The sequence below is a fragment of the Rhizobium sp. 01N424 genome, from assembly GCF_056399485.1.
Map to the genome: position 1 here is coordinate 520132 of NZ_JBFTRK010000002.1, position 23900 is coordinate 544031.

The window sequence follows — 23900 nt, forward strand, 5'->3', positions numbered from 1 at the left end:
CGTCCCGCGTTTCGCCATCGAGTTGCCACCTTCGGCTTCGATGTCTCCAGCGGCTGGATTTCCAACATCACATTTCAGGACGAAACATGCATCTTTTCAAAAGCCTGCCGCTATCTGCTGCGATCACCGTGGCGGCCTCCGCCGCCTATGCCGCGCCGCAGAATTTCATCTATACCGGCTCCGGCGACCTCGAGGCAGCAAAGTCCCTGCTGGAGCGGCCGGATGTCGGCGGCGCGCAGGTGGTCTATAACTGGAAGATGCTGGAAAAGGCCAAGGGCGAATACGACTTCTCGGCTATCGAGAATGATCTGGCGATCGCCGAGAGCCTGAACAAGAAGCTGTTCATCCAGGTCCAGGACCGCTTCTTCAACCCGAAGGCCCGTAACATTCCGGATTACATGCTTGAAGGCGCCGACTATGGCGGCGGGCTGGCGCCTCAATTCGACAATCCCGGTGAGAACAAGGGCATCGGCTCCGGCTGGGTGGCGCAGCAATGGAACCCGGCGGTGCGCGAGCGCTACCAGGCGCTCATTTCGGCTCTGGCGCAGAAATTCGACGGCCGCGTCTACGGCATCAACCTGCCTGAGACTTCGATCGATCTCGACCCGAAGAACGAGCCGAAGGATTTCAGCTGCGATGCCTACTTCGCCGGCGAGATGGAAAATCTCGGCTTTGCCCGCAAGGCCTTCGCCAAGTCGATGGTCGTCCAGTATGTGAACTTCTGGCCCTGCGAATGGGAAAACGACCATAAATATATGAGCCGCCTCTTCGACTTCGCGGCGAAGAACAATATTGGCCTCGGCGGCCCCGACATCGTGCCGAACCGCAAGGCGCAGATGAAGAACTCCTATCCGTTCTTCAACCAGTACAAGGGCAAGCTCGCCTATGTCGGAATGGCGGTTCAGGAGCCGACGCTGACCTACAGGAACCCGCAGACCAAGAAGCCCTTCACCAAGGAAGAATTCACTGCCTTCGCCGACGACTATCTCGGCGCCAGCGTCATCTTCTGGAGCACGAAGAGCCCCTGGCTCAAGAAGTAGCCTTCAGCCTCTTCTGCATGCCGGTGATTGCCCGGCGGAAGACATCGTGATCATTAAGGGCGCGCGACAGAACGAGCGCGCCCTGGATGCCGAGAACCGCGGCCTCCGCCTCGGCCCGCGCCTCGCCGGAGTTCCGGCCAGCCCGCGTCAGCGCCCCGGCCAGCGCCTCGACCCAGCGCCGGAAATAGCTGTTGATCGCCTCGCTGAAGCGCTCCCGCGTCCCATCCAGCGCAAAGGCGCCGACAAGGCAGATGCGCCCGCCCGAGCGGAAGTAATCGTCAACGCCACGCCACATCGCCGCGATCGCCACGGCGGGCTCGTCGCGGCGCAGCGGCTCATAGATGAAATCCTCGAACCACCGGTCGACCTCGGCAAGCACGGCGGCCGCCATCTCCTCCTTCCCGCCAGGGAAGAAGTGGTAGAGGCTGCCCTTGCCGATCCCGGTGCGTTCGGTGATCCGGCTGAGCGTCGTGCCCTCATAGCCGAGCTCCCGAAAGATCTCGGCAAGCAGGGGCACGACATCGCGGCGTTCGTAAACGGTCTTCAGGTCATCAATCCTTCAGAGACCAAGCTCCGACAGCCCCGGATGATCATCCGGACGGCGGCCGAACGGCCAATGGTATTTACGGTCCGATTCCTTGATCGGCATGTCGTTGATGCAGGCGAAACGGCGCTGCATCAAGCCGCTAGCATCGAACTCCCAGTTCTCGTTGCCATAGGAGCGGAACCAGTTGCCGCTGTCGTCGTGCCATTCATAGGCATAGCGCACGGCAATGCGGTTTTCGCGGAACGCCCACAGCTCCTTGATCAGCCGGTAATCCAGCTCCTTACCCCATTTGCGCGCCAGGAAGGCAACGATTTCTGGCCGTCCGTTGACGAACTCGGCGCGATTGCGCCAGGCGCTATCAGGCGTATAGGCGAGCGAGACCTTCTCCGGATTGCGGCTGTTCCAGCCATCTTCGGCGAGGCGGACTTTCTGGGTGGCGGTTTCAAGCGTGAAGGGAGGAATAAGCGCAGTCATCGTCTTTCTCCTGTACTGATATGACTGCATTGTACTGATTGGTACAGACGATGCAAGAAGCGCGATCTGCGGCATTCGCGCACACTCGAGACGGTGGTGATTTTGCGAGTGTTGTCAGGAGCTCGTCGCGAGCGGCACGCACCCCCTCCGTCATCCTCGGCCTTGTGCCGAGGATCTAACGTACCCCTCCGTCAGCCGTCGTCAGCACGACCCTAAGCATCGCTCAGCGTCCGCTTCACCGCATTCCGCCAGCCCTTGAGCTTGGCGCCGCGCGTCTTCTCGTCCATATCCGGCTCGAAGCGCTTGTTTCGTTTCCACTTGGCGGAGAAGGTCTTCCGGTCCGGCCAGACACCGGCGCGGCTGCCGGCCAGCCACGCGGCCCCGAGAGCGGTGGTCTCCAGGATTGCCGGCCGATCGACGGGCGCATCGAGCAGATCCGACAGCCGCTGCATCGTCCAGTCGGAGGCGACCATGCCACCATCGACGCGCAACACCGTATCGTCGGCGCCGTTCTTCCAGTCCTTCTGCATCGCATCGAGAAGATCGCGCGTCTGGTAGCAGACGGCTTCGAGCGCGGCGCGGGCAAATTCCGCCGGGCCGCTGTTGCGGGTCAGGCCGAAGATCGCCCCACGCGCCTTCGGGTCCCAATGCGGCGCCCCGAGGCCGGTGAAGGCAGGCACCAGATAGACCTCCTGCGAGGGATCGGCGCTCTCGGCCAGCTTGCCGGTTTCTCCGGCGGAATCGATGATCCCCAGCCCGTCGCGCAGCCACTGCACCGCCGCCCCGGCGATGAAGATCGAGCCCTCGAGCGCATAGGTCGTCTCGCCGTCCAGCCGGTAGGCAATGGTGGTCAAGAGCCGGTTCTTCGAGCGCACCATGTCGGAGCCGGTATTGAGTAGCGCGAAGCAGCCGGTGCCATAGGTGGATTTCATCATCCCGGGCTCGAAGCAAGCCTGGCCGATGGTTGCCGCCTGCTGGTCACCGGCAACGCCGAGGATCGGGATCTCGGCGCCGAACAGCGCCTTCTCGGTGATGCCGAAATCGGCGGAGCAGTCCTTCACCTCCGGCAGCATTGCGGCGGGAACGCGCAGGATTTCCAGCAGGTCCTTGTCCCAGCTATTGTCGGCGATGTTGTACATCAACGTGCGCGACGCGTTGGTCGCATCGGTGACGAAGCTCCTGCCGCCGGTCAGCCGCCAGATCAGGAACGTGTCGATCGTCCCGAAGCAGAGTTCGCCCTTGGCGGCCCGGGCACGCGCGCCCTTCACATTGGCCAGCATCCACGAGAGCTTGGTGCCGGAGAAATACGGATCGAGGATCAGGCCGGTCTTCTTGGTGAAGAGTTTTTCGAGATCCTGGCGCTTCAGGTTCTCGCAATAGCTCGCCGTGCGGCGGTCCTGCCAGACGATGGCGTTCTGGATCGGCTTGCCTGTCGCACGCTCCCAGACGACGACGGTTTCGCGCTGGTTGGTGATCCCGAGTGCGGCAATATCGGTCGCCTTCACCCTCGCTTCGCGCAGCGCCATGTGGATGGTCGAAACCACCGAATCCCAGATCTCTTCCGGGTCGTGCTCCACCCATCCCGAGCGCGGATAGATCTGCGTGAACTCCTTCTGGCCGACGCCCGCGATCTTCATCTCGCCATCGAAAACGATCGCCCGTGTCGATGTCGTGCCCTGATCGATCGCCAGAACATACCCGCTCATGCCTGCCCCTCCCTCTAAGCTCAGCGGCTTTCAGATAGATCATTTAAGGCGCCGAAACGAAAGAGAAAAGAAAGCCGATCGCAATTTTGCCTCGTCGTAAATCGGCAGCTTTACAAGCCAGCCGACGCATGCTTAAAGGGCGTCAACGACAGGGGTGCTCCGTATAGCCGGGGCTGAGATGCGGCCGCATGGTCTCAAACTCTTGAGCTGATCTGGATAATACCAGCGGAGCGAGGCGAGCGATGTTTTCTGGCGCACAAATTTCCCTTTACCCGATGACCGACCGTTTCGTCGACGTCATCCTGTCGGCCCTTCCGGCCCTCGACCCCTATCGCGACAGGCTCAGGATCGAGACCGACGACATCTCGACGCTGATCGTCGGCACGCCCGATGTGGTCTTCGCGGCGATGCGCGATCTCTATGTCAGCGGTTCGGCCGATGGCATCCATGCGGTGCTGCGCGCTACCATCTCCCGCGGCTGCCCGGGTGAGCCGGATGATCCGATGTGCCATACCGAAGCCCTCTCGGGTCCGGTCCTGCCGCTTGCCGAGCGCAAGGCGTCAGCGCTGGAAGCCGTTGCCTCCTCGCCGGTCACTGGCCGTACCGCCGCCGCGCAGTTCTCGCTCTATGTCATGGGCACCGGCGATCACATGGAAGAGATCTACGGCTGCATCGACTTCCTGAAGAATTCGGGCGTCTTCGACCGCTCGAAGAATTTCTGTACCCGCGTCAAGGGCGACGCCGGTGCGGTTTTCGCGACCATTCACGAAGCCTTCGTCCGTTTCGGTCCGCCGAATGGCCATGTGACCATCGACCTCACCGTCTCCGCCAACAGTCCATCCGCCGTCTGATCGCTGCCTCACGTCAGGAGACTGCCGATGCTGCGGTTCATCCGATTGCCGGAACTTGCCATGCGTTCTGCGCCCGCCGTGCTGTCGGTCAGCGCGCTGCTGGCCATCTGGGAAGCCTATGTTGAGCTTGCCGGTGTGCCGCCGACGACGCTGCCTGCGCCATCGCGCGTCATCACCCAGGCATTCGTCGAGCACGCCGCCCTGCTGAGCAACAGCTGGCCGACGCTGCAGGCGACGATCTCCGGTTTCGGCCTTTCGTTGGCAATCGCGTTCGTGTTCTCGGTCGCCATCGACTTTGCGCCGCGCCTGCGCGCCGCCCTGATGCCGGTCTTCGTCATCAGCCAGACATTGCCGCTGGTCGCCATCGCACCGCTGATCGTGCTCTGGTTCGGCTTCGGGCTGCTGCCGAAAATCCTGCTCGTCGCCCTCGTCACCTTCTTTCCGATGCTGGTGGCCCTTGCCCGCGGCTATGCGGCAGCGGAACCGGAGATCGAGGAGCTGCTGGCCTCGATGGGCGCCTCGCGCTGGAAGCGCTTCATCGTGGCGCGGCTGCCGGCATCCCTGCCCTATTTCTTCGCCGGGCTGCGCATCTCGATCACCTATGCGGTCGTCGGCGCGATCTTTGCCGAATATGCAGGTGCCGCCCGCGGGCTCGGCATCTACATCCTCAACGCCAAGAACAATTTCCGCGCGGATCTCGTGCTTGCCGCCGTGCTCGTCAGCTCACTGCTGACACTTATCCTGTTTTCGCTGGCCGTGCTCGTCGAATGGCTCGCCATGCCCTGGCACCGCGCCAGCCGGGACGATCGTCGATGAGCGATCAGCCTCTTCTCGATATCCGGGATCTCAGCTGCCGCCTTGGCACCGTCGATGTGCTCGATGGCATTTCACTGCGGCTTCACGTGGGCGAATTCGTCTCGATCCTCGGCCCGTCGGGCGCCGGAAAATCCACGCTCTTCCGAATCCTGACCGGAAGCATCGCCCAAACAGGCGGCAGTATCCGCATGAACGGCAATGCGCTGGTCTCAGAAACCCGCCCCTTCGCCTTCATGCCGCAGCGCGATGCGCTGATGCCGTGGCGGCGGTTGCTTGCCAATGCAGCACTCGGCCTCGAAATCGCGGGGATGTCGAGACGGGACGCGAGCGCCGAAATCACGCCGCTGCTGGCCGAATTCGGCCTGAAGGGATTCGAACGCAGCTGGCCGCACGAACTCTCCGGCGGCATGCGCCAGCGTGTCGCCCTGCTGCGCACCGTCGTCCAGCAGCGGCCGATCCTGCTGCTCGACGAACCTTTCGGCGCGCTGGATGCGCTGACCCGCCTGAAGATGCAGCGCTTTCTCGAAGCGCTCTGCCTGCGCCGGGGGCTGTCGGTGATCCTGATCACCCATGATGTGCGCGAGGCCGTGCTGCTGTCGGACCGCATCTATGTGCTCTCCGCCCGTCCGGCCCGCATCGCGCTGGAAACCAAGGTCGATCTGCCGCGCCCACGCACCGAACCCGGCAGGCAGCAGACGGACGTCATCGCAATCGAAAACCGTATCCACGCAACGCTCTTCGAAGGAGAAGATCAGCCATGACCCTTCCGTCCATCACCCGCCGCACCGCCCTTGCCGGCATTCTGTCGCTGGCCGCCGCACCGCTCACCGTTCGCGCCGCCGCCAACCCCAAGGTTTCGGTCGCCCTCGATTGGACGCCGAACACCAATCACGTCGGTCTCTACGTGGCCCGTGACAGGAATTTCTACCGCGACGCCGGTCTCGATGTCGAAATTCTCCCCTACACCGACACCTCGGCGGCAACCCTCGTTGCGAGCCGCGTCGCCGATTTCGGCGTGCTCGGCTCGATCGGGCTGATGACCCAGCGCGCCGCCGGCGCCGATCTCGTCGGCACCTTCGCGATCGTCCAGAAAGAAACCGGCCGCGTCGTCTTCAAGGCCGATCGCAGCGACATCCAGACACCGAAGGATCTGGACGGCAAGACCTATGGCGGCTTCGGCAGCGCCTGGGAAAACGCCCTGCTCGGCTCGATGATCAGGAACGTCGGCGGCAAGGGCGAGTTCGAGACCGTGACGCTGGGAACCTCCGCCTACCAGGCGCTCGATAACGGCGCCGTCGATTTCACCCTCGAAGTCTACACATGGGAAGGTGTTCAGGCCGAACTTGAGAACAAGGCCCAGCGCGCCTTCGTCTATGCCGATTACGGCGTGCCCGACGAACACACGGCCATTCTGGGCAGCAGCAACGCCTATCTCGCCGAAAAGCCGGACCTTGCCCGCGCCTTCATGCAGGCGACCCGCAAGGGATATGAATTCGCCGCCGATCATCCAGATGAAGCCGCCGCCATTCTGATCAAGGGATCGGATGGCGCACTGATGAACGGCGAACTGGTGCGCGCCTCGCTGAAGGCCCTGGTCGACGGCGCCTATCTGCGCACGGCACCCGGCAAGGCTGGAGATATGAACCCGGCCAAGATGGCGGATATCGGCAACTATCTCTTCGATGCCGGTATCCTGAAGGATGCCAATGGCGCGCCGCTTGCCAAGCGCCCGGAGTTCTCGGCAGCTTTCACCAACGGACTGCTCGCCGGAAGCTGATAGCGGCAACGCGGCGATTGTCAGCCACGGCTCTTTGCGCATAACCTTGGTCCATTGCGGACCAAGGAGAAGCGTTCATGAAGAGAACCGTCGTCGTCACCGGCTCCACCAGCGGCATCGGCCTGGCGATCGCCACCGCCTTTGCCGGCAAGGGCGACAACGTCGTCATCAACGGCTTCGGAAGAGCCGAGGAAATCAAGGCGATCACCGAGCGGCTTGAATCACTTTCGGAGGCGCGCGCCCTCTATCACCCCGCCGACATGACCAAGCCCGCCGAGATCGCCGACCTGATCGAAACGGCGGCAAAGACCTTCGGCACCGTCGATGTGCTCGTCAACAATGCCGGTATCCAGCATGTCGAGAAGATCGAGGATTTCCCGATCGACAAGTGGGACCAGATCATCGCCATCAACCTGTCGAGCTCGTTCCACACGATGCGCGCGGCCATTCCGCACATGAAGGCGAAGAAGCATGGCCGCATCATCAACATCGCCTCGGCCCACGGCCTCGTCGCCTCGCCGTTCAAATCCGCCTACGTGGCGGCGAAACATGGTATATTAGGATTAACGAAGACGGCCGCCCTGGAACTTGCTGAGTCGGGCGTCACGGTGAACGCCATCTGCCCCGGCTATGTGCTGACGCCGCTGGTCGAAAAGCAGATCCCGGATACGGCAAAGGCCCGCGGCATGACCGAGGAGCAGGTGAAGACTGAAGTGATCCTCAAGGCCCAGCCGACGCACGAATTCGTCAAGGCCGAGGAAATCGGCGCGCTGGCGCTCTACCTCGCCAGCGACGACGCCCGGCAGGTCACCGGCACCCACATCTCGATTGACGGGGGCTGGACTGCGGCATAACCATTAGAAAAACAAGAATAAGGAACATCATGAGCGACAGCATCCGCTTCATCCTCAATGGCGAGGACATCGCACTCTCTGATGTCCGCCCGACCGAGACTCTGCTCGATTTTCTGCGGTTGAAGCGCCGGTTGACCGGCACGAAGGAAGGATGCGCGGAAGGCGATTGCGGCGCCTGTACGGTGCTGGTCGGCCGTCTCGTCGATGGCAAGCTGGCCTATGAATCCGTCAATGCCTGCATTCGCTTCATCGGCTCGCTGAACGGCACCCATGTCGTCACCGTCGAGCATCTGGCGGCCAAGGATGGCACACTGCATCCGGTGCAGCAGGCGATGGTCGATTACCATGGCTCGCAATGCGGCTTCTGCACGCCGGGCTTCATCATGTCGCTCTATGGCCTCTGGCTCTCCAACGACAAGCCCGGCCGTCCGCAGATCGAAAAGGCGCTGCAGGGCAATCTCTGTCGATGCACGGGCTACGAGCCGATCGTAAAGGCGGCGGAAGCCATCGCCAGGGCGCGCCCGAGCACGCTGTTCGACCCGCTTGAAAAGACCCGCTCCGATATCGTCGCCCGCCTCTGGGCGATGCAGCCGCGCGAGACCATTACCGTCACCTCCGATGACGGCAGGCTGATGATCCCCGGTTCCGTCGAGGCGCTGGCCCGTATTCTGGCGGAAGAAAAATCCGCCACCATCGTCTCCGGCTCGACCGATGTCGGGCTCTGGGTGACGAAGCAGATGCGGGCGCTGAATCCCGTCGTCTTCATCAATCACCTGAGCGAATTGCAGACGATCAAGGTCACCGACGGCGGCGTCACCTTCGGGGCGGGCGTCACCTATACGAAGGCCTTCGAAGTGCTGGCGAAGAAGGTCCCCGCGCTTGCCGCCCTGATCAACCGCATCGGTGGCGAGCAGGTGCGCAACATGGGCACCATTGGCGGCAACATCGCCAACGGCTCGCCGATCGGCGACAGCCCGCCGCCGCTGATCGCGCTCGGCGCGACGCTGAAACTGCGCTCCGCCGCCGGCACTCGCATGCTGCGGCTCGAAGATTATTTCATCGCCTATGGCAAGCAGGACCGCAAAGCCGGTGAGTTCGTCGAAAGCGTCTTCGTGCCCTATCCGGCCGAGGGCAGCCATTTCGCCGTCTACAAAGTCACCAAGCGCCGCGACGAGGACATTACCGCCACCCTCGGCGCCTTCTACCTGACGCTCGACGACGCCGGTGACGTCAACGACATCCGCATTGCCTTCGGCGGCATGGCGGCGACCCCGAAACGTGCCCGCACCGTCGAATCCGACCTGATGGGCAAGCCCTGGACAGAAGCAACCATCGACGCCGCCCGCCCCACCTTCGACGCCGACTTCCAGCCGCTGACGGATTGGCGCGCCACGGCGGAATACCGCCAGCTGGCGGCGAAGAACTTGCTGATGCGGTTTTATCTGGAGACGGTTGGGACGCCGGTGGAACTCAAGCGGTTCGAGGGGGTGGCGTGATGAAAACGGCCGTCGATATGACCCTCGCTCAGTCGCCAATGATGAGCACTGCGTTCTCCTCCTCTCCCTCATTCCTGTGCTTGTCACAGGAATCCAGTGCGCCCAAGTCCTTGGGCGCGGGAGACCTCCTTCACCGAAAAGGGTCATTCACGGCGCAGACGCGCCGTGGCTGGATTCCTGTGACAGGCACAGGAATGAGGGTGGAGCGAGGGGCGTCCTCCAAGACCATGGCGGAGTCCCACCATGGATAAATCCACCTTCGAAAACCCCAAAGCGATGATCTCCGGCCCGATGCACGGCTCGCTGCGCCATGATTCAGCGCATAAGCACGTCACCGGAAGTGCCGATTATATCGACGATATTCCGGAACCCGCGGGCCTGCTGCATGGCGCCCTCGGCACCTCTGACCGCGCCCATGCCGATATCCTCAGCATGGATCTCTCGGACGTCCGCCGCCACCCCGGCGTCATCCTCGTCTTCACCGGCAAGGACGTGCCAGGGGTCAACGACGTCTCCTCGAACGGCAGCCATGACGAGCCTCTGCTTGCCGAAACCAGGGTCGAATTCCACGGCCAGCCGATCTTCGCCGTCATCGCCGAAACCCGGGAAGCCGCCCGCCATGCCGCACGCAAGGCGAAGATCGAATATCGCGACCTGCCGCACTGGAGCGATATCGACGGCGCGCTGGAAAACGGCAGCCCTCTCGTCATCACCCCGATGACGCTGAAACGCGGCGAGGCCAAGACCGAGATGGACAACGCGCAGCACCGGCTGCGCGGCCAGATGCGCATCGGCGGCCAGGAGCATTTCTATCTCGAAGGACATATCGCCATGGCGATCCCCGGCGAGGACGACGAGGTCACCGTCTGGTCCTCAACGCAGCATCCGAGCGAGATCCAGCATATCGTCGGCCATGTGCTCGACATTCCATCCAATGCCGTGACGGTCAACGTGCGCCGCATGGGCGGCGGCTTCGGCGGCAAGGAAACGCAGGGAAACCAGTTTGCAGCCCTCGCCGCCATCGCCGCCAAGAAGCTGAAGCGCGCCGTGAAATTCCGCCCGGATCGCGACGAGGACATGACCGCGACCGGCAAGCGCCACGATTTCCTCGTCGATTACGAGCTCGGCTTCGACGACGAAGGCCGCATCCATGCCGTCGACGCCACCTATGCGGCGCGCTGCGGTTTCTCGTCTGATCTCTCCGGCCCGGTCACCGACCGCGCGCTGTTCCACGCCGATTCCAGCTATTTCTATCCGCACGTGCATCTGCAATCGAAGCCCTTGAAGACCCATACCGTCTCCAACACCGCCTTCCGCGGTTTCGGCGGCCCACAGGGCATGCTCGGCGCCGAGCGCTTCATTGAGGAAATTGCCTATGCCACCGGCAAGGATCCGCTGGAGGTTCGCAAGCTGAACTTCTATGGCCAGCCCGGTTCTGGCCGGACCACGACACCCTATCATCAGGAGGTCGAGGACAGCATCGTCCTGCGCATCGTCGAGGAACTCGAAGAAAGCGCCGACTACCAGGCCCGCCGCAACGCCATCATCGCCTTCAACCGCGACAGCCGCTACATCCGCAAGGGCATTGCGCTGACGCCGGTGAAATTCGGCATCTCCTTCACCATGACCGCCTTCAACCAGGCGGGCGCCCTCGTTCATATCTATCAGGACGGCTCGATCCACCTGAACCATGGCGGCACCGAGATGGGCCAGGGCCTCTATACCAAGGTTGCACAGGTCCTGGCCGACAGCTTCCAGATCGACATCGACCGCGTGAAGATCACGGCGGCGACGACCGGCAAGGTTCCTAACACTTCGGCGACGGCAGCCTCCTCAGGCTCGGACCTGAACGGCATGGCCGCCTATGACGCCGCCCGCCAGCTGAAGGAACGCCTCGTCGCCTTCGCGGCCGAAAAATGGAGCGTCGATCCGGCGGATGTCCTGTTCCTGCCAAACCGCGTGCGCGTCGGCGAGACCGAAATTCCCTTCCCGGATTTTATCAAGCAGGCCTATTTCGCCCGCGTCCAGCTTTCGGCGGCTGGCTTTTACAAGACCCCGAAAATCCACTGGGACCGCGCCGCCGGCCGCGGCACGCCCTTCTACTATTTCGCCTATGGCGCCGCCTGCACCGAGGTTACGATCGACACGCTGACCGGCGAATACCTCATCGACCGCACCGATATCCTCCACGATGTCGGCCGCTCCCTGAACCCGGCGATCGATATCGGCCAGGTCGAGGGCGCTTTCGTGCAGGGCATGGGCTGGCTGACGACCGAAGAGCTCTGGTGGGACGACAAGGGCCGCCTGCGCACTCACGCCCCCTCCACCTACAAGATCCCGCTCGCCTCCGACCGCCCGAAGGTCTTCAACGTCAAGCTGGCCGAATGGTCGGAAAACAAGGAAGCGACGATCGGCCGCTCGAAGGCCGTCGGCGAGCCACCGTTCATGCTGGCGATCTCGGTGCTGGAGGCACTGTCGATGGCGGTGGCCAGCGTCGCGGATTACAGGGTCTGCCCGCGGCTCGATGCGCCTGCCACGCCTGAGCGTGTGCTGATGGCGGTCGAGCGGATGAAGATGGTGTGAGGGGCGGCGGGGTGGCGTTCGTGGCTTACCCCCCTCTGCCCTGCCGGGCATCTCCCCCTCAAGGGGGGAGATCAGCTAGGCGCTATGGCTTCCCTAAACAACTAGCGTCGAACGATTATTACGATGCGAGCGGGCGCCCCCAGCCAATCTCCCCCCTTGAGGGGGAGATGTCCGGCAGGACAGAGGGGGGTACCCCACCCACAAACCTCCCGGTCACAAAACAATGACCACCTTCAAGGACTTCCTCCTCACCCACCCCGCCACCATCCTGATCGAGATCACCGGCACCCAGGGCTCCACCCCGCGTGAAACCGGCACATTCATGCTCGCCTCCCCCACCGCCATCTGGGGCACGATCGGCGGCGGTCAGTTCGAATATCTGGCGATCGAAAACGCCCGCAGCCTGCTCCAAAACAGCGGCAAGGAAACCATGGACATCCCGCTCGGCCCGGAGATCGGCCAATGCTGTGGCGGGCGCACGCAGCTGCGCTTCCGCAGGGTGACCACCGATATCCTGGAGGAGCTGGAAACCAAGCGCGTCGACGAAGCCGAACACCGGCCGGCCGTCTATCTGTTTGGCGCCGGCCATGTCGGCCGGGCGCTGGCCGCAGCCCTCGCGCCGCTGCCGCTGGCAGTGACGGTCATCGAAACCCGCAAGGAAGAACTGACAAGCCTGCCCGCCGAAACCAAAACCCTGCTGACGCCGATGCCCGAGGCGCTGATCGCCGAGGTCCCGGCAGGCTCGGCGGTCGTCATCCTGACGCATGACCATGCCCTCGATTTCCTGATCGCCCGCGAGGCGCTGGCGCGAACCGACCTCGCCTACACAGGCATGATTGGCTCGGTCACCAAGCGCGCTACGTTTTCGAGCTGGCTGTCGCGCGAGGGCGGCGAAAGGCGCTGGCTCGAGCGTCTGACATTGCCGATCGGCGGCTCTGCCGTCCGCGACAAGCGCCCGGAAGTGATCGCCGCCATGACCGCCGCCGAGATTCTGACGGCGTTGGCTGTTTATGGCCAGCGCTCGAAATGATCGCGCGGTTCCCGGCCATCCAGGAACCCCAGATCGCGCCTGACCCGGTCGGGCATGGTGTCGGGGTCGAGCCGCGAGGAGTATACGAACGTGCGATAGACCCATGCCCGAAGACGCGAGACAAGCGCTTTAACCGGCAGCTCGTGGTGCAGTTCATTGCGTACGATCGTTGAGTCTTTCATGACAGTCACCTTCATTCACTTGACGGTATGACTTGCAGTCTGCGCCCGAAAATGCTGCAATTCCAATCGAACAAACATGCGAATGCATAAAGAGAACTTATCCATGAAGCTCTCCAGGCAATTCCCGCTGAATGCGCTGCGCGTCTTCGAGGCCGTGGCGCGGCATGGCAGTTTCACCAAGGCGGGCGAAGAGCTCGGCATGACCCAGACGGCGGTGAGCTATCAGGTGAAATTGCTGGAAGAGAATATCGGCGAGCCGCTGTTCCTGCGCCGCCCGCGGCAGATCAGCCTGACCGAAACCGGGGAAAGGCTGGCGCCGCAGGTGACGGAAGCCTTCGAGACGCTGCAGCTCGCCATGGCCGAGGCGCGCGGCGAGACCGAAGTGACGCTACAGATCACCTGCCTGGCAACCTTCGCCTCACAATGGCTGGCCCGGAAGCTCGGCCTCTTCCAGCTCGCCCATCCCAATATAGCCGTGCGCATGAACACCTCGGACACGCTGGTCGATCTCGGCCGCGAGGCTTTCGATATCGGCATCCGCTCCGGCACCGGCGAGTGGCCGGGACTGCGCGCCGAAAAGTTGATGGATGTCTATTTCACCCCGATGCTAAGCCCTGCGCTTGCCGGGACCATCGGCGGCATCCACCAACCCGCCGATCTCCTGAAGCTGCGCATTTTCGATACGACAGATCCCTGGTGGCACCAGTGGCTGGAGGCGGCCGGCGTTCCGACATCGAACCTGAAGACAAGGGCGTCGAGCTTCTACGGCGCCCAGGCCTATGAAGCGGCCGCCGCTGTCGCCGGCCAGGGCGTCGCCATCCTGACCCCGGATTTCTACCCGGACGAGCTCGCCAGCGGCAAGCTGATCCGCCCCTTCGACCTGGAATGCACAGATGGCCGCGGCTACTGGCTCGCCTATCCCGAAAACCGCCGCAACGTCCCGAAGATCAAGGCTTTCAGAAACTGGATTCTGAACGAGATGCACGGCACCGGGGCGCCGTCTCAATAGCCCATTTCGGGCGCATAGAAGCAGCGCGGCGTATCCTCGTTGGGAAACAGGCAGAGGTGATAATCGCCATCGCCGGAATGCATCGCCTTGGTCAAGGGCAGCAGGAAAACGTGATAGCGCGTCACCAGCCGGTGGTCGCCCGGCACCAGCGTCACCCGGTAGCCGTTGGGTGTCACCTTGACGCTTTTCGACGGGATCATCTGGCAATCCCCGGTCTCGCTGTCGCCGTTGCAGCAGAAGGGATCATAAGCCCATCCGGACGCCGCATCATGCGCCAGAGCGCCTGGCGCAAAGGCAATCAATACGCATGCCAGTAAGCTTCGCATGGGCACATCTCCAGATGAATGCCCCACCGGATATGCGCTCTCGCAGCAATGCGGCGGCCCTCAAATGAAGGTGTAACGAAGCCGTCACATTTCAAGACGGCCGTGCGGTCCCATCAGTGCATCGAGCCCGTCCAGGCTGACAACATCAGCCGATCCGCGAAAGATCAGCAGCGGCTTGCCAAATATTTCCACCCCATCCTTGTGGACGATCAGCCCTTCGCCATCCCGGCAGGCGACGATCCGGTTGGTGATAGTCTCGCTGTAGCACAGCAGCGCCGGAAGGAAGCGTTCGTCCTCGTTCAGATGCGGGAAATACTCGAAGGGCACCAGATTGAGCGCCTCGCCATCCGTGATGTCCTCTGGCTGCTGCCCCAGGAAAAAGGCATCGACGGCGATGGTCGGCGTCATCAGGATGGCCCCGGCGCTGGTGCCGATCAGGATACCATCGTCGAGCGTCCAGGTCCGCAACCGCTTGAGCACATCGGCCTTGCGCAAGCGGTGCAGGAAATGCCCGGTATGGCCGCCGGAGAGATGGATGGCGTTGCAGGAAAACAGCCGCTCGAGATCGTCAGGCACGATGTCGTCTAGGTCGATGAACGGATCGAGCTTCAGGCGATGCTCGGCGTAATAGGCGGCCTTCTCGTTGAAGAAATGGCAGTCGGGATCGGGGCCGGAGGAGATATAGCCGATATGGTCGCCGCGCTGGCGCACGATCTCTGCCAGCCGCCTGTCCATCGGCGCATTGTCGGCAATCACCTGGTCGCTGTAGAGCGCAAGGATCATCGGCCCTCTCCTTCATAGCTGCCCCGCAACTATCGGCGATCCGGCACGCGATGGGAAGCCAACTTCCCCCTTCCCTCGCGCATCAACATTCTGCAATGTGACGAGTCGGAGGAAGACAGGGGAACAGCATGTATGAATACGCCATAGCGTGGGAATGGTTCGCCTTTGCAGCGCGCTGGTTTCACGTCATCACCGCGATTGCCTGGATCGGCTCGTCCTTCTATTTCATCGCCCTCGACCTCGGCCTGGTGAAGCGGCCGCATCTGCCGGTCGGCGCCTATGGCGAGGAATGGCAGGTCCATGGCGGCGGCTTCTATCACATCCAGAAATATCTGGTGGCCCCGGCGCAGATGCCGGAGCATCTGACCTGGTTCAAATACGAGAGCTATTTCACCTGGCTCTCGGGCTTCCTGATGCTCTGTATCGTCTATTACGGCGGTGCCGATCTCTTCCTCATCGACCGCCATGTGCTGGATATCAGTCCGATGACGGCGATCCTGATTTCACTGGCCTCGCTCGCCGGTGGCTGGCTGGTCTATGATCTGCTCTGCAAGTCGCCGCTCGGCCGCAATACCTGGGGCCTGATGATCGTGCTCTATGCGGTCCTGGTGTTCATGGCCTGGGGCTATACCCAACTCTTCACCGGCCGCGCCGCCTTCCTGCATCTCGGTGCCTTCACCGCGACCATCATGTCGGCCAATGTCTTCATGATCATCATCCCCAACCAGAAGATCGTCGTTGCCGACCTGATCGCCGGGCGCACGCCCGATCCGAAATACGGACAGATCGCCAAGCAGCGCTCGCTGCATAACAACTACCTGACGCTGCCCGTCATCTTCTTCATGCTGTCGAACCATTATCCGCTGGCTTTCGGCACCGCCTTCAACTGGGTGATCGCCGCCCTCGTCTTCCTGATGGGCGTCACCATCCGCCACTGGTTCAACACCACGCATGCCAGAAAGGGCCGCCCGACCTGGACCTGGATCGCTACCGTCATCCTGTTCATCCTGATCATGTGGCTATCGACCGCGCCGAAGGTGCTGACCGGCGAGAAGGATGCCGATGCGGCGGCCGTCGCCCCTGCCTTCCAGCAATTCGCCAGCGATCCGCATTTCCCAGCCGTCAAGCAACTGGTCGGCACGCGCTGTTCCATGTGCCATGCGGCCGAACCCGTCTATGAAGGAATCGTCCGGGCACCGAAGAACGTCATGCTGGAAAACGACGCGGAAATTGCCGCCCACGCCCGGGAAATCTATATACAGGCAGGTCGCAGCCATGCGATGCCGCCCGGCAACGTGACAGAAATCACCGCCGACGAGCGCAAGCTGCTCGTCGCCTGGTTCGAAAGCGCAGTCGAAGGCAAACAGGAATGACAGTGAAACTTCTGCGTGGGCGCCTGCTCTCGTTCAAGCGCGCCCCGCAAAGCCTGAGCGATCAGGAAAGCTACAGCTATGAGACCGATGGCGGCCTTCTGATCGAAGGCGGCAAGATCATCGCTGCGGGCGGCTATGCCGATGTGAAGGCAAAGGCGCCTGACCATGCCGAGGAAATCGATCACCGCCCGCATCTCATCATGCCCGGCTTCATCGACACCCATCTGCATTTCCCGCAGATGCAGGTCATCGCCTCCTATGCCGCCAACCTCCTGGAATGGCTGAACACCTATACATTCCCGGAGGAATGCCGCTTCGTCGAAACCGCCCATGCTCAAAAGATTGCCACGCATTTCTACGACGAACTGATCCGCCACGGCACGACGACCGCCGTCGCCTATTGTTCCGTCCACAAGACCTCCGCCGACGCCTATTTCGCCGAGGCCATGAAGCGCGGCATGTGCATGGTCGGCGGCAAGGTGATGATGGACCGCAACGCCCCGCAGGGCCTGCTCGATACGCCGGAGATGGGCTATGACGAGACCCGCGCCGTCATCGCCGAATGGCATGGCAAGGGGCGCAACCATGTTGCCATCACCCCGCGCTTCGCCATCACCTCGACGCCGCAGCAAATGGAAGCAGCAGCCGCGCTCGCCCGCGAATTCCCGGACCTGCACATCCAGACGCATCTCTCCGAGAACCACGACGAGATTCGCTACACCTGCGAGCTCTATCCAGAGGCGATCGACTACACGGATATTTACGCCCGCTACGGGCTGCTCGGAAGAAAGACGCTGTTCGGCCACTGCATCCATCTCTCGGACCGCGAAGCCGATGCGATGAGCGAGGCCGGATCGATCGCTGTCCACTGCCCGACATCGAACCTGTTCTTGGGATCCGGCCTCTTCCCGCTGAAGGCCCTGTCGCGCCGCGAAAAGCCCGTCCGCATCGGCGTCGCCACTGATATCGGCGGCGGCTCCAGCTATTCGATGCTGAGGACGATGGACGAGGCCTACAAGATCCAGCAGCTGCTCGGCGAGCGCTTGAACCCGCTGGAAAGCTATTACCATATGACATTGGGCAACGCCGAAGTGCTGTCGCTTGCAGACAGCATCGGCACGCTGGAGACAGGCACCGATGCCGACATCGTCGTCCTCAATGCCGCGGCAACGCCGGCCATGGCGCTGAAGATGGACGTGGTCAAAACGCTGGTGGAAGAACTCTTCCTGCTGCAGACGATGGGCGACGACCGCTCGATCGTCGAGACATATGTCGCTGGCAACGCAATGAAGGCAGCGCTTTGAGATAGGACCTGCAATCGGGGGAAGCATGAGCGAGACGCAACGCAGGTTGACGACCATCTTCTCGGCCGATGTGCAGGACTATACGCGGCTGATGGGGCTTGACGAAGAAGGCACGCTGGCGACGCTGAAGCGCTACCGCGAGGCCATGTCCGGCCTGATCGCATCGCATGGCGGCCGCGTCGTCAATACCTGGGGCGACGGCCTGATCGCCGAGTTTCCGAGCGTCGTCGAGGCCGTCCGCGCTGCCGTCGATGTGCAGACCGAACTCGCAGGCTTCAACAGCGCCAAACCGGCGAGCGAACAGATGCTGTTCCGCATCGGCATCAATCTCGGCGACATCATCGTCGAGGGTGCCGATATCTACGGCGACGGCGTCAACATCGCCGCCCGCCTGCAGGCCTCGGCGCCGGCCGGTGGCATCGTCATCTCCAACACCGTCTACGACCAGGTTCGCAACAAGGTGCCTGTTGGTTTCGATTTCCTCGGACCGCTCAGCGTCAAGAATGTCTCCGAAGCGATACCGAGCTACGCCATCCGCATCGGCGAGAGTCATCCAGCCCAAGCTGCCGCGCAAGCCGCAGCCTCCGGAGCACCGGCCGCCTCCCCCGCCCGCCCGGATCAGCGGTCAACGGCTTCGCCATCACGGGCCCGCAAGCTGCTCGGCATCTTCGCCATCGCCGCGGCTTTTTTCGCCCTGATCAACGCGCTCACCTGGGAGGGAAATCTCTGGGCCGTCTGGCCGATCCTCGTGCTCGCTTTCGCCGCCGCCATGACGATCGCCCGCCTGCAAAACCGCGTCGACCAGCAGCTCGCCGGTCTCGCCATCATCGGCCTCGGCCTGATCGCCATCAACCTGCTCTCCTGGAGCGGCACATTCTGGGCCATCTGGCCGCTGATGGCTTTCGCCGCCGTCGGCGCCATCCGCTGGGTGATGCGCGGCTGAAAGGGGCGGCCAAGGCCGCCCCGCCAAAGCTTCACACGGTCGGCACCGTTCCGCCATCGATGGTGAACTCGGCGCCATGAATCGACGCCGCCCGATCGGACGCCAGGAAGGCAACGAGCTCGGCAACTTCCTCGGGATAGGCTGGGCGGCCGGCCGGAATACCGCCGAGCGCATCCATGATGCTCTGCTTGGCGGCCTCGGCATCGATGTCATTGGCTTCCGATATCCGCGACACCAGCCGGTCCGACGCCTCGGTCATGATCCAGCCCGGCGCCACCGCCGTGACCCGCACGCCCTTCGGTCCGAGCTCCTTCGACAGCGCCTTGCTGTAATTGCTGAGCGCCGCTTTCGCCGCCGCATATGCAATCGTCGCCTCGTGCAGCGGTAGCCGCCGCTGGATGGACGATATGTGGATCACCACACCCGTTCGGCGCTCGATCATCTGCGGCACGAGTAGCCGGTCGAGACGGACGGCAGGCATCAGGTTGAGGGCCAGCTCGTTTTGCCAATGCTCCTCCGTCAAGGCCGCAAAACCGCCGCCCGGCGCTGCCGATCCGCCCAGCGTGTGCACGAGAATGTCGATCCCGCCGAATTGTTCGAGCGCGGCACGCGCCAGAACCTCCACGCCTTCCGGTGTCGAAAGATCGGCGGGCACGAAGAGCGTCGCAGGCGTACCGGCATCCGGCGCCGAACGGGCACTGGTGATGGTCTCGGCGCCAGCTGCGGCAAACCGGCGAAGGATCGCGGCACCCGCCCCTTTCGTGCCACCTGTCACCAGCACGCGCTTGCCGGAAAACTCCTCGGGAATGATCGGAAATGTCTGAGCTATGGTCATGTCTGTCCTCTTGTGTTGGAGGACGGGGCGCCGCCGTCCAAAACAATCGCGTTGCTTGAAGACGAAGATGGCTTTAGGCTTTCGAGATGACAAGTACGCACGAAAAAGTAGGGTACTTACCTAAAAGTAAGTCCACCGATGACCTGACGCCATCGACCGCTGCCGAGGGCGTCGAAAATGTCCTGCGCATGCTCGAGGGCCGCTGGAAGCTCGTCATTCTCTTCCATCTCTTCGGCGGCAATGTGTTGCGCTTTTCCGATCTGGAACGCGCGATCCCGGCGATCTCGCAAAAGATGCTGATCCAGCAGCTGCGCCAGATGGAAGCTGACGGCATCGTCAGGCGCATCGTCCACCATCAGGTGCCGCCGAAGGTGGAATATTGCCTCACCGACTGGGGCCAATCGCTCTGCCCGGCGCTCGACGCGCTGTTGACATGGGCCGCCGCCAAGCCTGCCGGATAGTCCGGAAACCCTGCCCTAAGCATATGTTTCTGCTGGCAGCGGAACGTGAATATGCTACCTCTCGGAGGCTTTCCGGAGGATGCCGATATCATGTCAAAGCCGCTGACGATTGCCGATCTGAAGACGCTGGCCCGCCGCCGTGTCCCGAAGATGTTCTTCGACTATGCAGACTCCGGCGCCTGGACGGAGAGCACCTACCGCGCCAACGAGAGCGACTTCGCCAAAATCAAGCTCCGCCAGCGCGTGCTCGTCGACATGACCAATAGGTCGCTCGAAACCGAGATGATCGGCCAAAAGGTCTCGATGCCCGTGGCGCTGGCGCCGACCGGCATGACCGGCATGCAGCATGCCGATGGCGAGATGCTGGCGGCGCGCGCCGCGGAAGAATTCGGCGTGCCCTTCACGCTCTCCACCATGAGCATCTGCTCGATCGAGGATGTCGCCTCGGTGACGACGAAGCCCTTCTGGTTCCAGCTCTATGTGATGAAGGACAAGGACTTCGTCCTCGACCTGATCAACCGCGCCAAGGCGGCGAAATGCTCGGCGCTGGTGCTGACCGCCGACTTGCAGATCCTCGGCCAGCGCCACAAGGATCTCCGCAACGGCCTCTCCGCCCCACCGAAATTCACCCCGAAACATCTCTGGCAGATGGCAACGCGCCCGCTCTGGTGTCTGGACATGCTGCAGACCAAGCGCCGCACCTTCGGCAACATCATCGGCCACGCCAAGAACGTCACCGACCTCTCCTCGATCTCCATCTGGACGCATGAGCAGTTCGATCCGCGCCTCTCCTGGGCCGATGTCGCCTGGATCAAGGAAAAATGGGGCGGCCCGCTGATCATCAAGGGCATCAACGACGTGGAAAGACGCCAGGCTCGCCGCCGAGACCGGCGCCGACGCCATCATCGTCTCCAACCACGGCGGCCGCCAACTCGACGGCGCCCCCTCCTCGATCAGCATGCTCCCCGCCATCGTTGATGCAGCCGGCCACAGAATAGAGATCCACCTCGACGGCGGCATCCGCTCCGGCCAGGACGTGCTGAAGGCCGTGGCCCTCGGCGCCAAAGGCACCTATATCGGCCGCCCCTTCCTCTACGGCCTCGGCGCCATGGGCAAGGACGGCGTCACGCTGGCGCTCGAGATCCTGCGCAAGGAGCTCGATATGACCATGGCGCTGTGCGGCAAACGTAGCATCAAGGATGTGGATGCGTCGGTGATTACCGCCTGATCTACAACCGCCCCGTCGCCAGCGCGGCCGCCCATTCGAGGCGGCCGTTTGCTTTTGCGAGCTCCGACATTGCCATATGGTCATAGTGGACGGTGCGGAAATTGGCGGTCCAGCCAAGCGCGGTCTTCTCCAGAATGGCGTAGCTTGCCAGCGGATGGCCGGCCTCGACCTTGTGGAAATACGGCGCGTCATCGTCATAGCCCGGCGCGCCCACGCTGCCGGGATTGACGAGCAGGCGGCCGCCGGAGAGTGCGATCGCTCGCGGCAGGTGCGTGTGGCCGCAGAGGATCAGCGGCTGGTCGATGCCCTCGGCCAGCGCCTCGATCTCCGCCTGCGGCTTCAAGAGGACATAGCCCTCAGGCGAGACCGTTTCCGTCCAGTAGAGATTATCGTCATCAGGGGTTGCGTGGCAGAGATAGACCTCGTCGCGATAGACGAGTTCCGAAGGCAGCGTCCGCAGCCAGTCGAGATGGCGTGGGCTGAGATCGTGATAGGCGGCCTCATCGGAGGTGAACATCTGCTCCGGCGCGAACTCGATGAGATATCGGTCGTGATTGCCGCGCACGGTCGGCAGATTGAGCGGCAAGAGCCGGTCGCCCGTCTTTCCGGCTTCGAGCGGGCCACTGAAGCAATCGCCGAGATTGACGATGTCGCTGATGCCAAGTGCCGCAATATCGGCGAGCACCGCCTCCAGCGCCAGGGCATTTCCGTGGATATCCGCGATCGCTGCAAACCGCATGACTCAGCTGCCACGATAGGTGGAATAGCCGTAGGGCGAGATCAGCAGCGGCACATGGTAATGCGCCGTCGTATCGGCAATGCCGAAACGGATCGGCACGAGATCGAGAAAGGCCGGGTGCGGCAGCGCCGTGCCTGCGGCACGAAGATAGTCGCCGGCGTGGAAAAGGAGCTCGTAGGTGCCTGCAGTGAAGCTGTCGCCAACAAGGATAGGCCCGCCATCGACGCGTCCGTCAGCGTTGGTCTCGACCGTCTTGAGAAGCTTGCGCAGATCGCCTTCGACCGAAAACAGATCGATGCGCAGGCCCTCGGCCGGCTTGCCGAGGGCGGTATCGAGGACGTGGGTGGTCAGTCCGGTCATAGGGCTGGCTCTCTGATGATGAAGGGGGTGTCGAAGAAGAATTCTTCCAGATTGTTGCCGGGTCCATCGCGATCGACGACGATGAAGCTGCTCGGCTTGCCGAGCGACATCAGAGGATGATGCCAGACATTGCGGCGGTAGTTCACGCCCTGATCACCGCGCGCAGAAAACACCTGCGGCCGCCCCGGCTTGCCATCCTCATCCTCCGAAACAACGACGAGGAACGGCCGGCCGGAAACCGGTGAAAAACTCTGGCTGCCGAAAGGATGGCGCTCCATCATCCCGACCTCATAGGGAAAGGCGCGCGACTGGCCACGGAAAAGATTGATGATGACGCGTGCGCCCTCGCCCGCCGCCTCGGCAGAAGCAAGCGCATGAAACCGTTCGGTCGTGCCGCCATTGATGTAGCGCATCGTCGAAGGATCGGCCTCGATCACATCGCCGAAGGGCGCGAAGGCGGCTTTGGTGAGGGGCTGGATGTCGAGGTAGTCTGGCATTGTCATTCGCCTTGTGCCCGCCAATGGCGGATGTTTTCAAGTTGGGTAACAAGCTCGGGCAACGCAGTTCTTACAGTCTGCCAGATCACCGGCAGTTCCGCCCTATAGTAATCATGGACGATCAGGTTGCGCATGCCTTTGATCCGTGTCCACGGAATCTCCGGATGGTTTTGCGGAAATCCGGGTTCGATCGCCGATATCCGTGCTGCTGCCTCGCCGACCAAGACTATCGACATCGTCACGGCAAGCTGAGTTCTGATATCACCGAGGAACTGCGCCTCGCTCATCCCTTCGGTCAGATCGAACGCCGTCTGCGCTGCCGCCTGCATTCGGTCCATATGGTCAACAAGCCGCTCATTGTTCATATGGCGGATGCTTCTGCGAGAACGCGAGCCTTGATCTTGTCGGGCAGCCCGCCTGGTGTGACGAGGTCCACCTTGACGCCAAGGATATCCTGCAACTCCTCCAGCAACCCGCCGAGATCGAACAGCGTTGTACCCGGCAGCGCATCGACAAGAATATCGAGATCGCTATCGGCCCGGTCCTCACCGCGCGCCACCGAGCCGAAGACGCGCGGGTTGGCCGCGTTGAAACGCTTCGTCGCGTCGCGGATTGCCTGCCTGTTCTTCTCCAGCACTTCCGATGGCTTCATCGCACCGTCTCCTGCAACCGAGACTATAGGCGAG

At 62.6% G+C, this 23900-nt stretch carries 26 protein-coding genes and 1 pseudogene; 15 read left to right on the forward strand and 12 right to left on the reverse strand.

The window, feature by feature from the left end; all coding sequences use genetic code 11:
• The first annotated feature begins 86 nt into the window (after positions 1 to 86).
• Positions 87 to 1040 carry a hypothetical protein gene (locus AC1DNK_RS08270; protein WP_477940405.1) on the forward strand — a complete coding sequence of 318 codons (954 nt, stop codon included), beginning with the start codon at positions 87 to 89 and terminating at the stop codon, positions 1038 to 1040.
• Here the strand turns inward: AC1DNK_RS08270 and AC1DNK_RS08275 are convergent.
• The 3 genes from AC1DNK_RS08275 to glpK all read right to left on the reverse strand — a co-directional run bounded on the left by AC1DNK_RS08275 (position 1030) and on the right by glpK (position 3767).
• A complete protein-coding gene (locus tag AC1DNK_RS08275; protein ID WP_477940914.1) occupies positions 1030 to 1587 on the reverse strand; it encodes a TetR/AcrR family transcriptional regulator in 558 nt (185 codons plus the stop codon). The two genes, AC1DNK_RS08270 and AC1DNK_RS08275, sit on opposite strands and share 11 nt — an antisense overlap.
• 12 nt (positions 1588 to 1599) lie before the next feature.
• On the reverse strand, positions 1600 to 2061 hold the full coding sequence (locus AC1DNK_RS08280; RefSeq protein WP_477940406.1) for a nuclear transport factor 2 family protein: 462 nt from the start codon (positions 2059 to 2061) through the stop codon (positions 1600 to 1602).
• A gap of 212 nt (positions 2062 to 2273) precedes the next feature.
• Positions 2274 to 3767, reverse strand: a complete 1494-nt coding sequence (gene glpK, locus AC1DNK_RS08285) for a glycerol kinase GlpK (protein WP_477940407.1) — start codon at positions 3765 to 3767, stop codon at positions 2274 to 2276.
• A 242-nt stretch (positions 3768 to 4009) separates the two neighbouring features.
• Here glpK and AC1DNK_RS08290 point away from each other — a divergent pair, with 242 nt between their 5' ends.
• The 8 genes from AC1DNK_RS08290 (at position 4010) to xdhC (ending at position 13174) form a co-directional block, all read left to right on the forward strand.
• Positions 4010 to 4618 carry a YkoF family thiamine/hydroxymethylpyrimidine-binding protein gene (locus tag AC1DNK_RS08290; protein WP_477940408.1) on the forward strand — a complete coding sequence of 203 codons (609 nt, stop codon included), beginning with the start codon at positions 4010 to 4012 and terminating at the stop codon, positions 4616 to 4618.
• Between the two features lie 27 nt (positions 4619 to 4645).
• Positions 4646 to 5434, forward strand: a complete 789-nt coding sequence (locus tag AC1DNK_RS08295; RefSeq protein ID WP_477940409.1) for an ABC transporter permease — start codon at positions 4646 to 4648, stop codon at positions 5432 to 5434.
• Positions 5431 to 6195 carry an ABC transporter ATP-binding protein gene (locus AC1DNK_RS08300; RefSeq protein ID WP_477940411.1) on the forward strand — a complete coding sequence of 255 codons (765 nt, stop codon included), beginning with the start codon at positions 5431 to 5433 and terminating at the stop codon, positions 6193 to 6195. Before AC1DNK_RS08295 ends, AC1DNK_RS08300 begins: the two co-directional genes overlap by 4 nt.
• Positions 6192 to 7211, forward strand: a complete 1020-nt coding sequence (locus AC1DNK_RS08305; protein ID WP_477940412.1) for an ABC transporter substrate-binding protein — start codon at positions 6192 to 6194, stop codon at positions 7209 to 7211. Before AC1DNK_RS08300 ends, AC1DNK_RS08305 begins: the two co-directional genes overlap by 4 nt.
• A gap of 77 nt (positions 7212 to 7288) precedes the next feature.
• Complete coding sequence (locus tag AC1DNK_RS08310) at positions 7289 to 8065, forward strand: 3-hydroxybutyrate dehydrogenase (RefSeq protein WP_477940413.1); 777 nt, start codon at positions 7289 to 7291, stop codon at positions 8063 to 8065.
• A 29-nt stretch (positions 8066 to 8094) separates the two neighbouring features.
• On the forward strand, positions 8095 to 9561 hold the full coding sequence (gene xdhA / locus AC1DNK_RS08315) for a xanthine dehydrogenase small subunit (protein WP_477940415.1): 1467 nt from the start codon (positions 8095 to 8097) through the stop codon (positions 9559 to 9561).
• A gap of 243 nt (positions 9562 to 9804) precedes the next feature.
• Positions 9805 to 12144, forward strand: a complete 2340-nt coding sequence (xdhB, locus tag AC1DNK_RS08320; protein ID WP_477940416.1) for a xanthine dehydrogenase molybdopterin binding subunit — start codon at positions 9805 to 9807, stop codon at positions 12142 to 12144.
• Between the two features lie 223 nt (positions 12145 to 12367).
• Positions 12368 to 13174, forward strand: a complete 807-nt coding sequence (xdhC, locus tag AC1DNK_RS08325) for a xanthine dehydrogenase accessory protein XdhC (RefSeq protein WP_477940418.1) — start codon at positions 12368 to 12370, stop codon at positions 13172 to 13174.
• On the opposite strand, the gene AC1DNK_RS08330 is transcribed toward xdhC, so the two are convergent.
• On the reverse strand, positions 13153 to 13356 hold the full coding sequence (locus AC1DNK_RS08330) for a hypothetical protein (RefSeq protein WP_477940419.1): 204 nt from the start codon (positions 13354 to 13356) through the stop codon (positions 13153 to 13155). The genes xdhC and AC1DNK_RS08330 overlap by 22 nt on opposite strands.
• Before the next feature lie 103 nt (positions 13357 to 13459).
• On the opposite strand from AC1DNK_RS08330, the gene AC1DNK_RS08335 reads away from it, so the two are divergent.
• Positions 13460 to 14365 (forward strand): LysR substrate-binding domain-containing protein, encoded by a 906-nt coding sequence (locus tag AC1DNK_RS08335; protein ID WP_477940421.1) that lies wholly within the window; start codon positions 13460 to 13462, stop codon positions 14363 to 14365.
• On the opposite strand, the gene AC1DNK_RS08340 is transcribed toward AC1DNK_RS08335, so the two are convergent.
• Both AC1DNK_RS08340 and AC1DNK_RS08345 read right to left on the reverse strand, forming a co-directional pair.
• Complete coding sequence (locus tag AC1DNK_RS08340; RefSeq protein WP_112537949.1) at positions 14359 to 14691, reverse strand: hypothetical protein; 333 nt, start codon at positions 14689 to 14691, stop codon at positions 14359 to 14361. The two genes, AC1DNK_RS08335 and AC1DNK_RS08340, sit on opposite strands and share 7 nt — an antisense overlap.
• A gap of 84 nt (positions 14692 to 14775) precedes the next feature.
• The gene (locus tag AC1DNK_RS08345) at positions 14776 to 15474 is read right to left on the reverse strand and encodes a Type 1 glutamine amidotransferase-like domain-containing protein (protein WP_477940423.1); all 699 of its coding nucleotides are present in this window, start codon (positions 15472 to 15474) and stop codon (positions 14776 to 14778) included.
• Between the two features lie 128 nt (positions 15475 to 15602).
• Here AC1DNK_RS08345 and puuD point away from each other — a divergent pair, with 128 nt between their 5' ends.
• Genes puuD through AC1DNK_RS08360 form a run of 3 tightly spaced genes read left to right on the forward strand, consistent with a single transcriptional unit; the run spans position 15603 to position 19094 of the window.
• Positions 15603 to 16847 carry a urate hydroxylase PuuD gene (puuD, locus tag AC1DNK_RS08350; RefSeq protein ID WP_477940424.1) on the forward strand — a complete coding sequence of 415 codons (1245 nt, stop codon included), beginning with the start codon at positions 15603 to 15605 and terminating at the stop codon, positions 16845 to 16847.
• Complete coding sequence (gene guaD, locus AC1DNK_RS08355; RefSeq protein WP_477940425.1) at positions 16844 to 18151, forward strand: guanine deaminase; 1308 nt, start codon at positions 16844 to 16846, stop codon at positions 18149 to 18151. The genes puuD and guaD overlap by 4 nt, the downstream gene beginning before the upstream one ends.
• 25 nt (positions 18152 to 18176) lie before the next feature.
• On the forward strand, positions 18177 to 19094 hold the full coding sequence (locus AC1DNK_RS08360) for an adenylate/guanylate cyclase domain-containing protein (protein ID WP_477940426.1): 918 nt from the start codon (positions 18177 to 18179) through the stop codon (positions 19092 to 19094).
• A 31-nt stretch (positions 19095 to 19125) separates the two neighbouring features.
• On the opposite strand, the gene AC1DNK_RS08365 is transcribed toward AC1DNK_RS08360, so the two are convergent.
• Positions 19126 to 19929: an SDR family oxidoreductase gene (locus AC1DNK_RS08365; RefSeq protein ID WP_477940427.1), complete on the reverse strand. Its 804-nt coding sequence runs from the start codon at positions 19927 to 19929 to the stop codon at positions 19126 to 19128.
• Between the two features lie 86 nt (positions 19930 to 20015).
• Between AC1DNK_RS08365 and AC1DNK_RS08370 the strand changes: the two genes are divergently transcribed.
• Both AC1DNK_RS08370 and AC1DNK_RS08375 read left to right on the forward strand, forming a co-directional pair.
• Complete coding sequence (locus tag AC1DNK_RS08370) at positions 20016 to 20390, forward strand: winged helix-turn-helix transcriptional regulator (RefSeq protein ID WP_477940428.1); 375 nt, start codon at positions 20016 to 20018, stop codon at positions 20388 to 20390.
• A 90-nt stretch (positions 20391 to 20480) separates the two neighbouring features.
• Positions 20481 to 21618, forward strand: a pseudogene (locus AC1DNK_RS08375) (alpha-hydroxy acid oxidase).
• Position 21619: 1 nt separating this feature from the next.
• Here the strand turns inward: AC1DNK_RS08375 and AC1DNK_RS08380 are convergent.
• The 5 genes from AC1DNK_RS08380 to AC1DNK_RS08400 are packed head-to-tail and all read right to left on the reverse strand — an operon-like array spanning position 21620 to position 23866.
• Positions 21620 to 22357, reverse strand: a complete 738-nt coding sequence (locus AC1DNK_RS08380; protein WP_477940430.1) for a metallophosphoesterase family protein — start codon at positions 22355 to 22357, stop codon at positions 21620 to 21622.
• Positions 22358 to 22360: 3 nt separating this feature from the next.
• Complete coding sequence (gene uraH, locus AC1DNK_RS08385; RefSeq protein WP_112515606.1) at positions 22361 to 22717, reverse strand: hydroxyisourate hydrolase; 357 nt, start codon at positions 22715 to 22717, stop codon at positions 22361 to 22363.
• Positions 22714 to 23214, reverse strand: coding sequence for an ureidoglycolate lyase (locus AC1DNK_RS08390; RefSeq protein ID WP_477940432.1), 501 nt, complete (start codon positions 23212 to 23214; stop codon positions 22714 to 22716). Before AC1DNK_RS08390 ends, uraH begins: the two co-directional genes overlap by 4 nt.
• Positions 23215 to 23216: 2 nt before the next feature.
• Positions 23217 to 23579: a HepT-like ribonuclease domain-containing protein gene (locus AC1DNK_RS08395; protein WP_477940434.1), complete on the reverse strand. Its 363-nt coding sequence runs from the start codon at positions 23577 to 23579 to the stop codon at positions 23217 to 23219.
• Positions 23576 to 23866: a nucleotidyltransferase family protein gene (locus AC1DNK_RS08400; protein ID WP_112390265.1), complete on the reverse strand. Its 291-nt coding sequence runs from the start codon at positions 23864 to 23866 to the stop codon at positions 23576 to 23578. Before AC1DNK_RS08400 ends, AC1DNK_RS08395 begins: the two co-directional genes overlap by 4 nt.
• Positions 23867 to 23900: the final 34 nt, after the last annotated feature.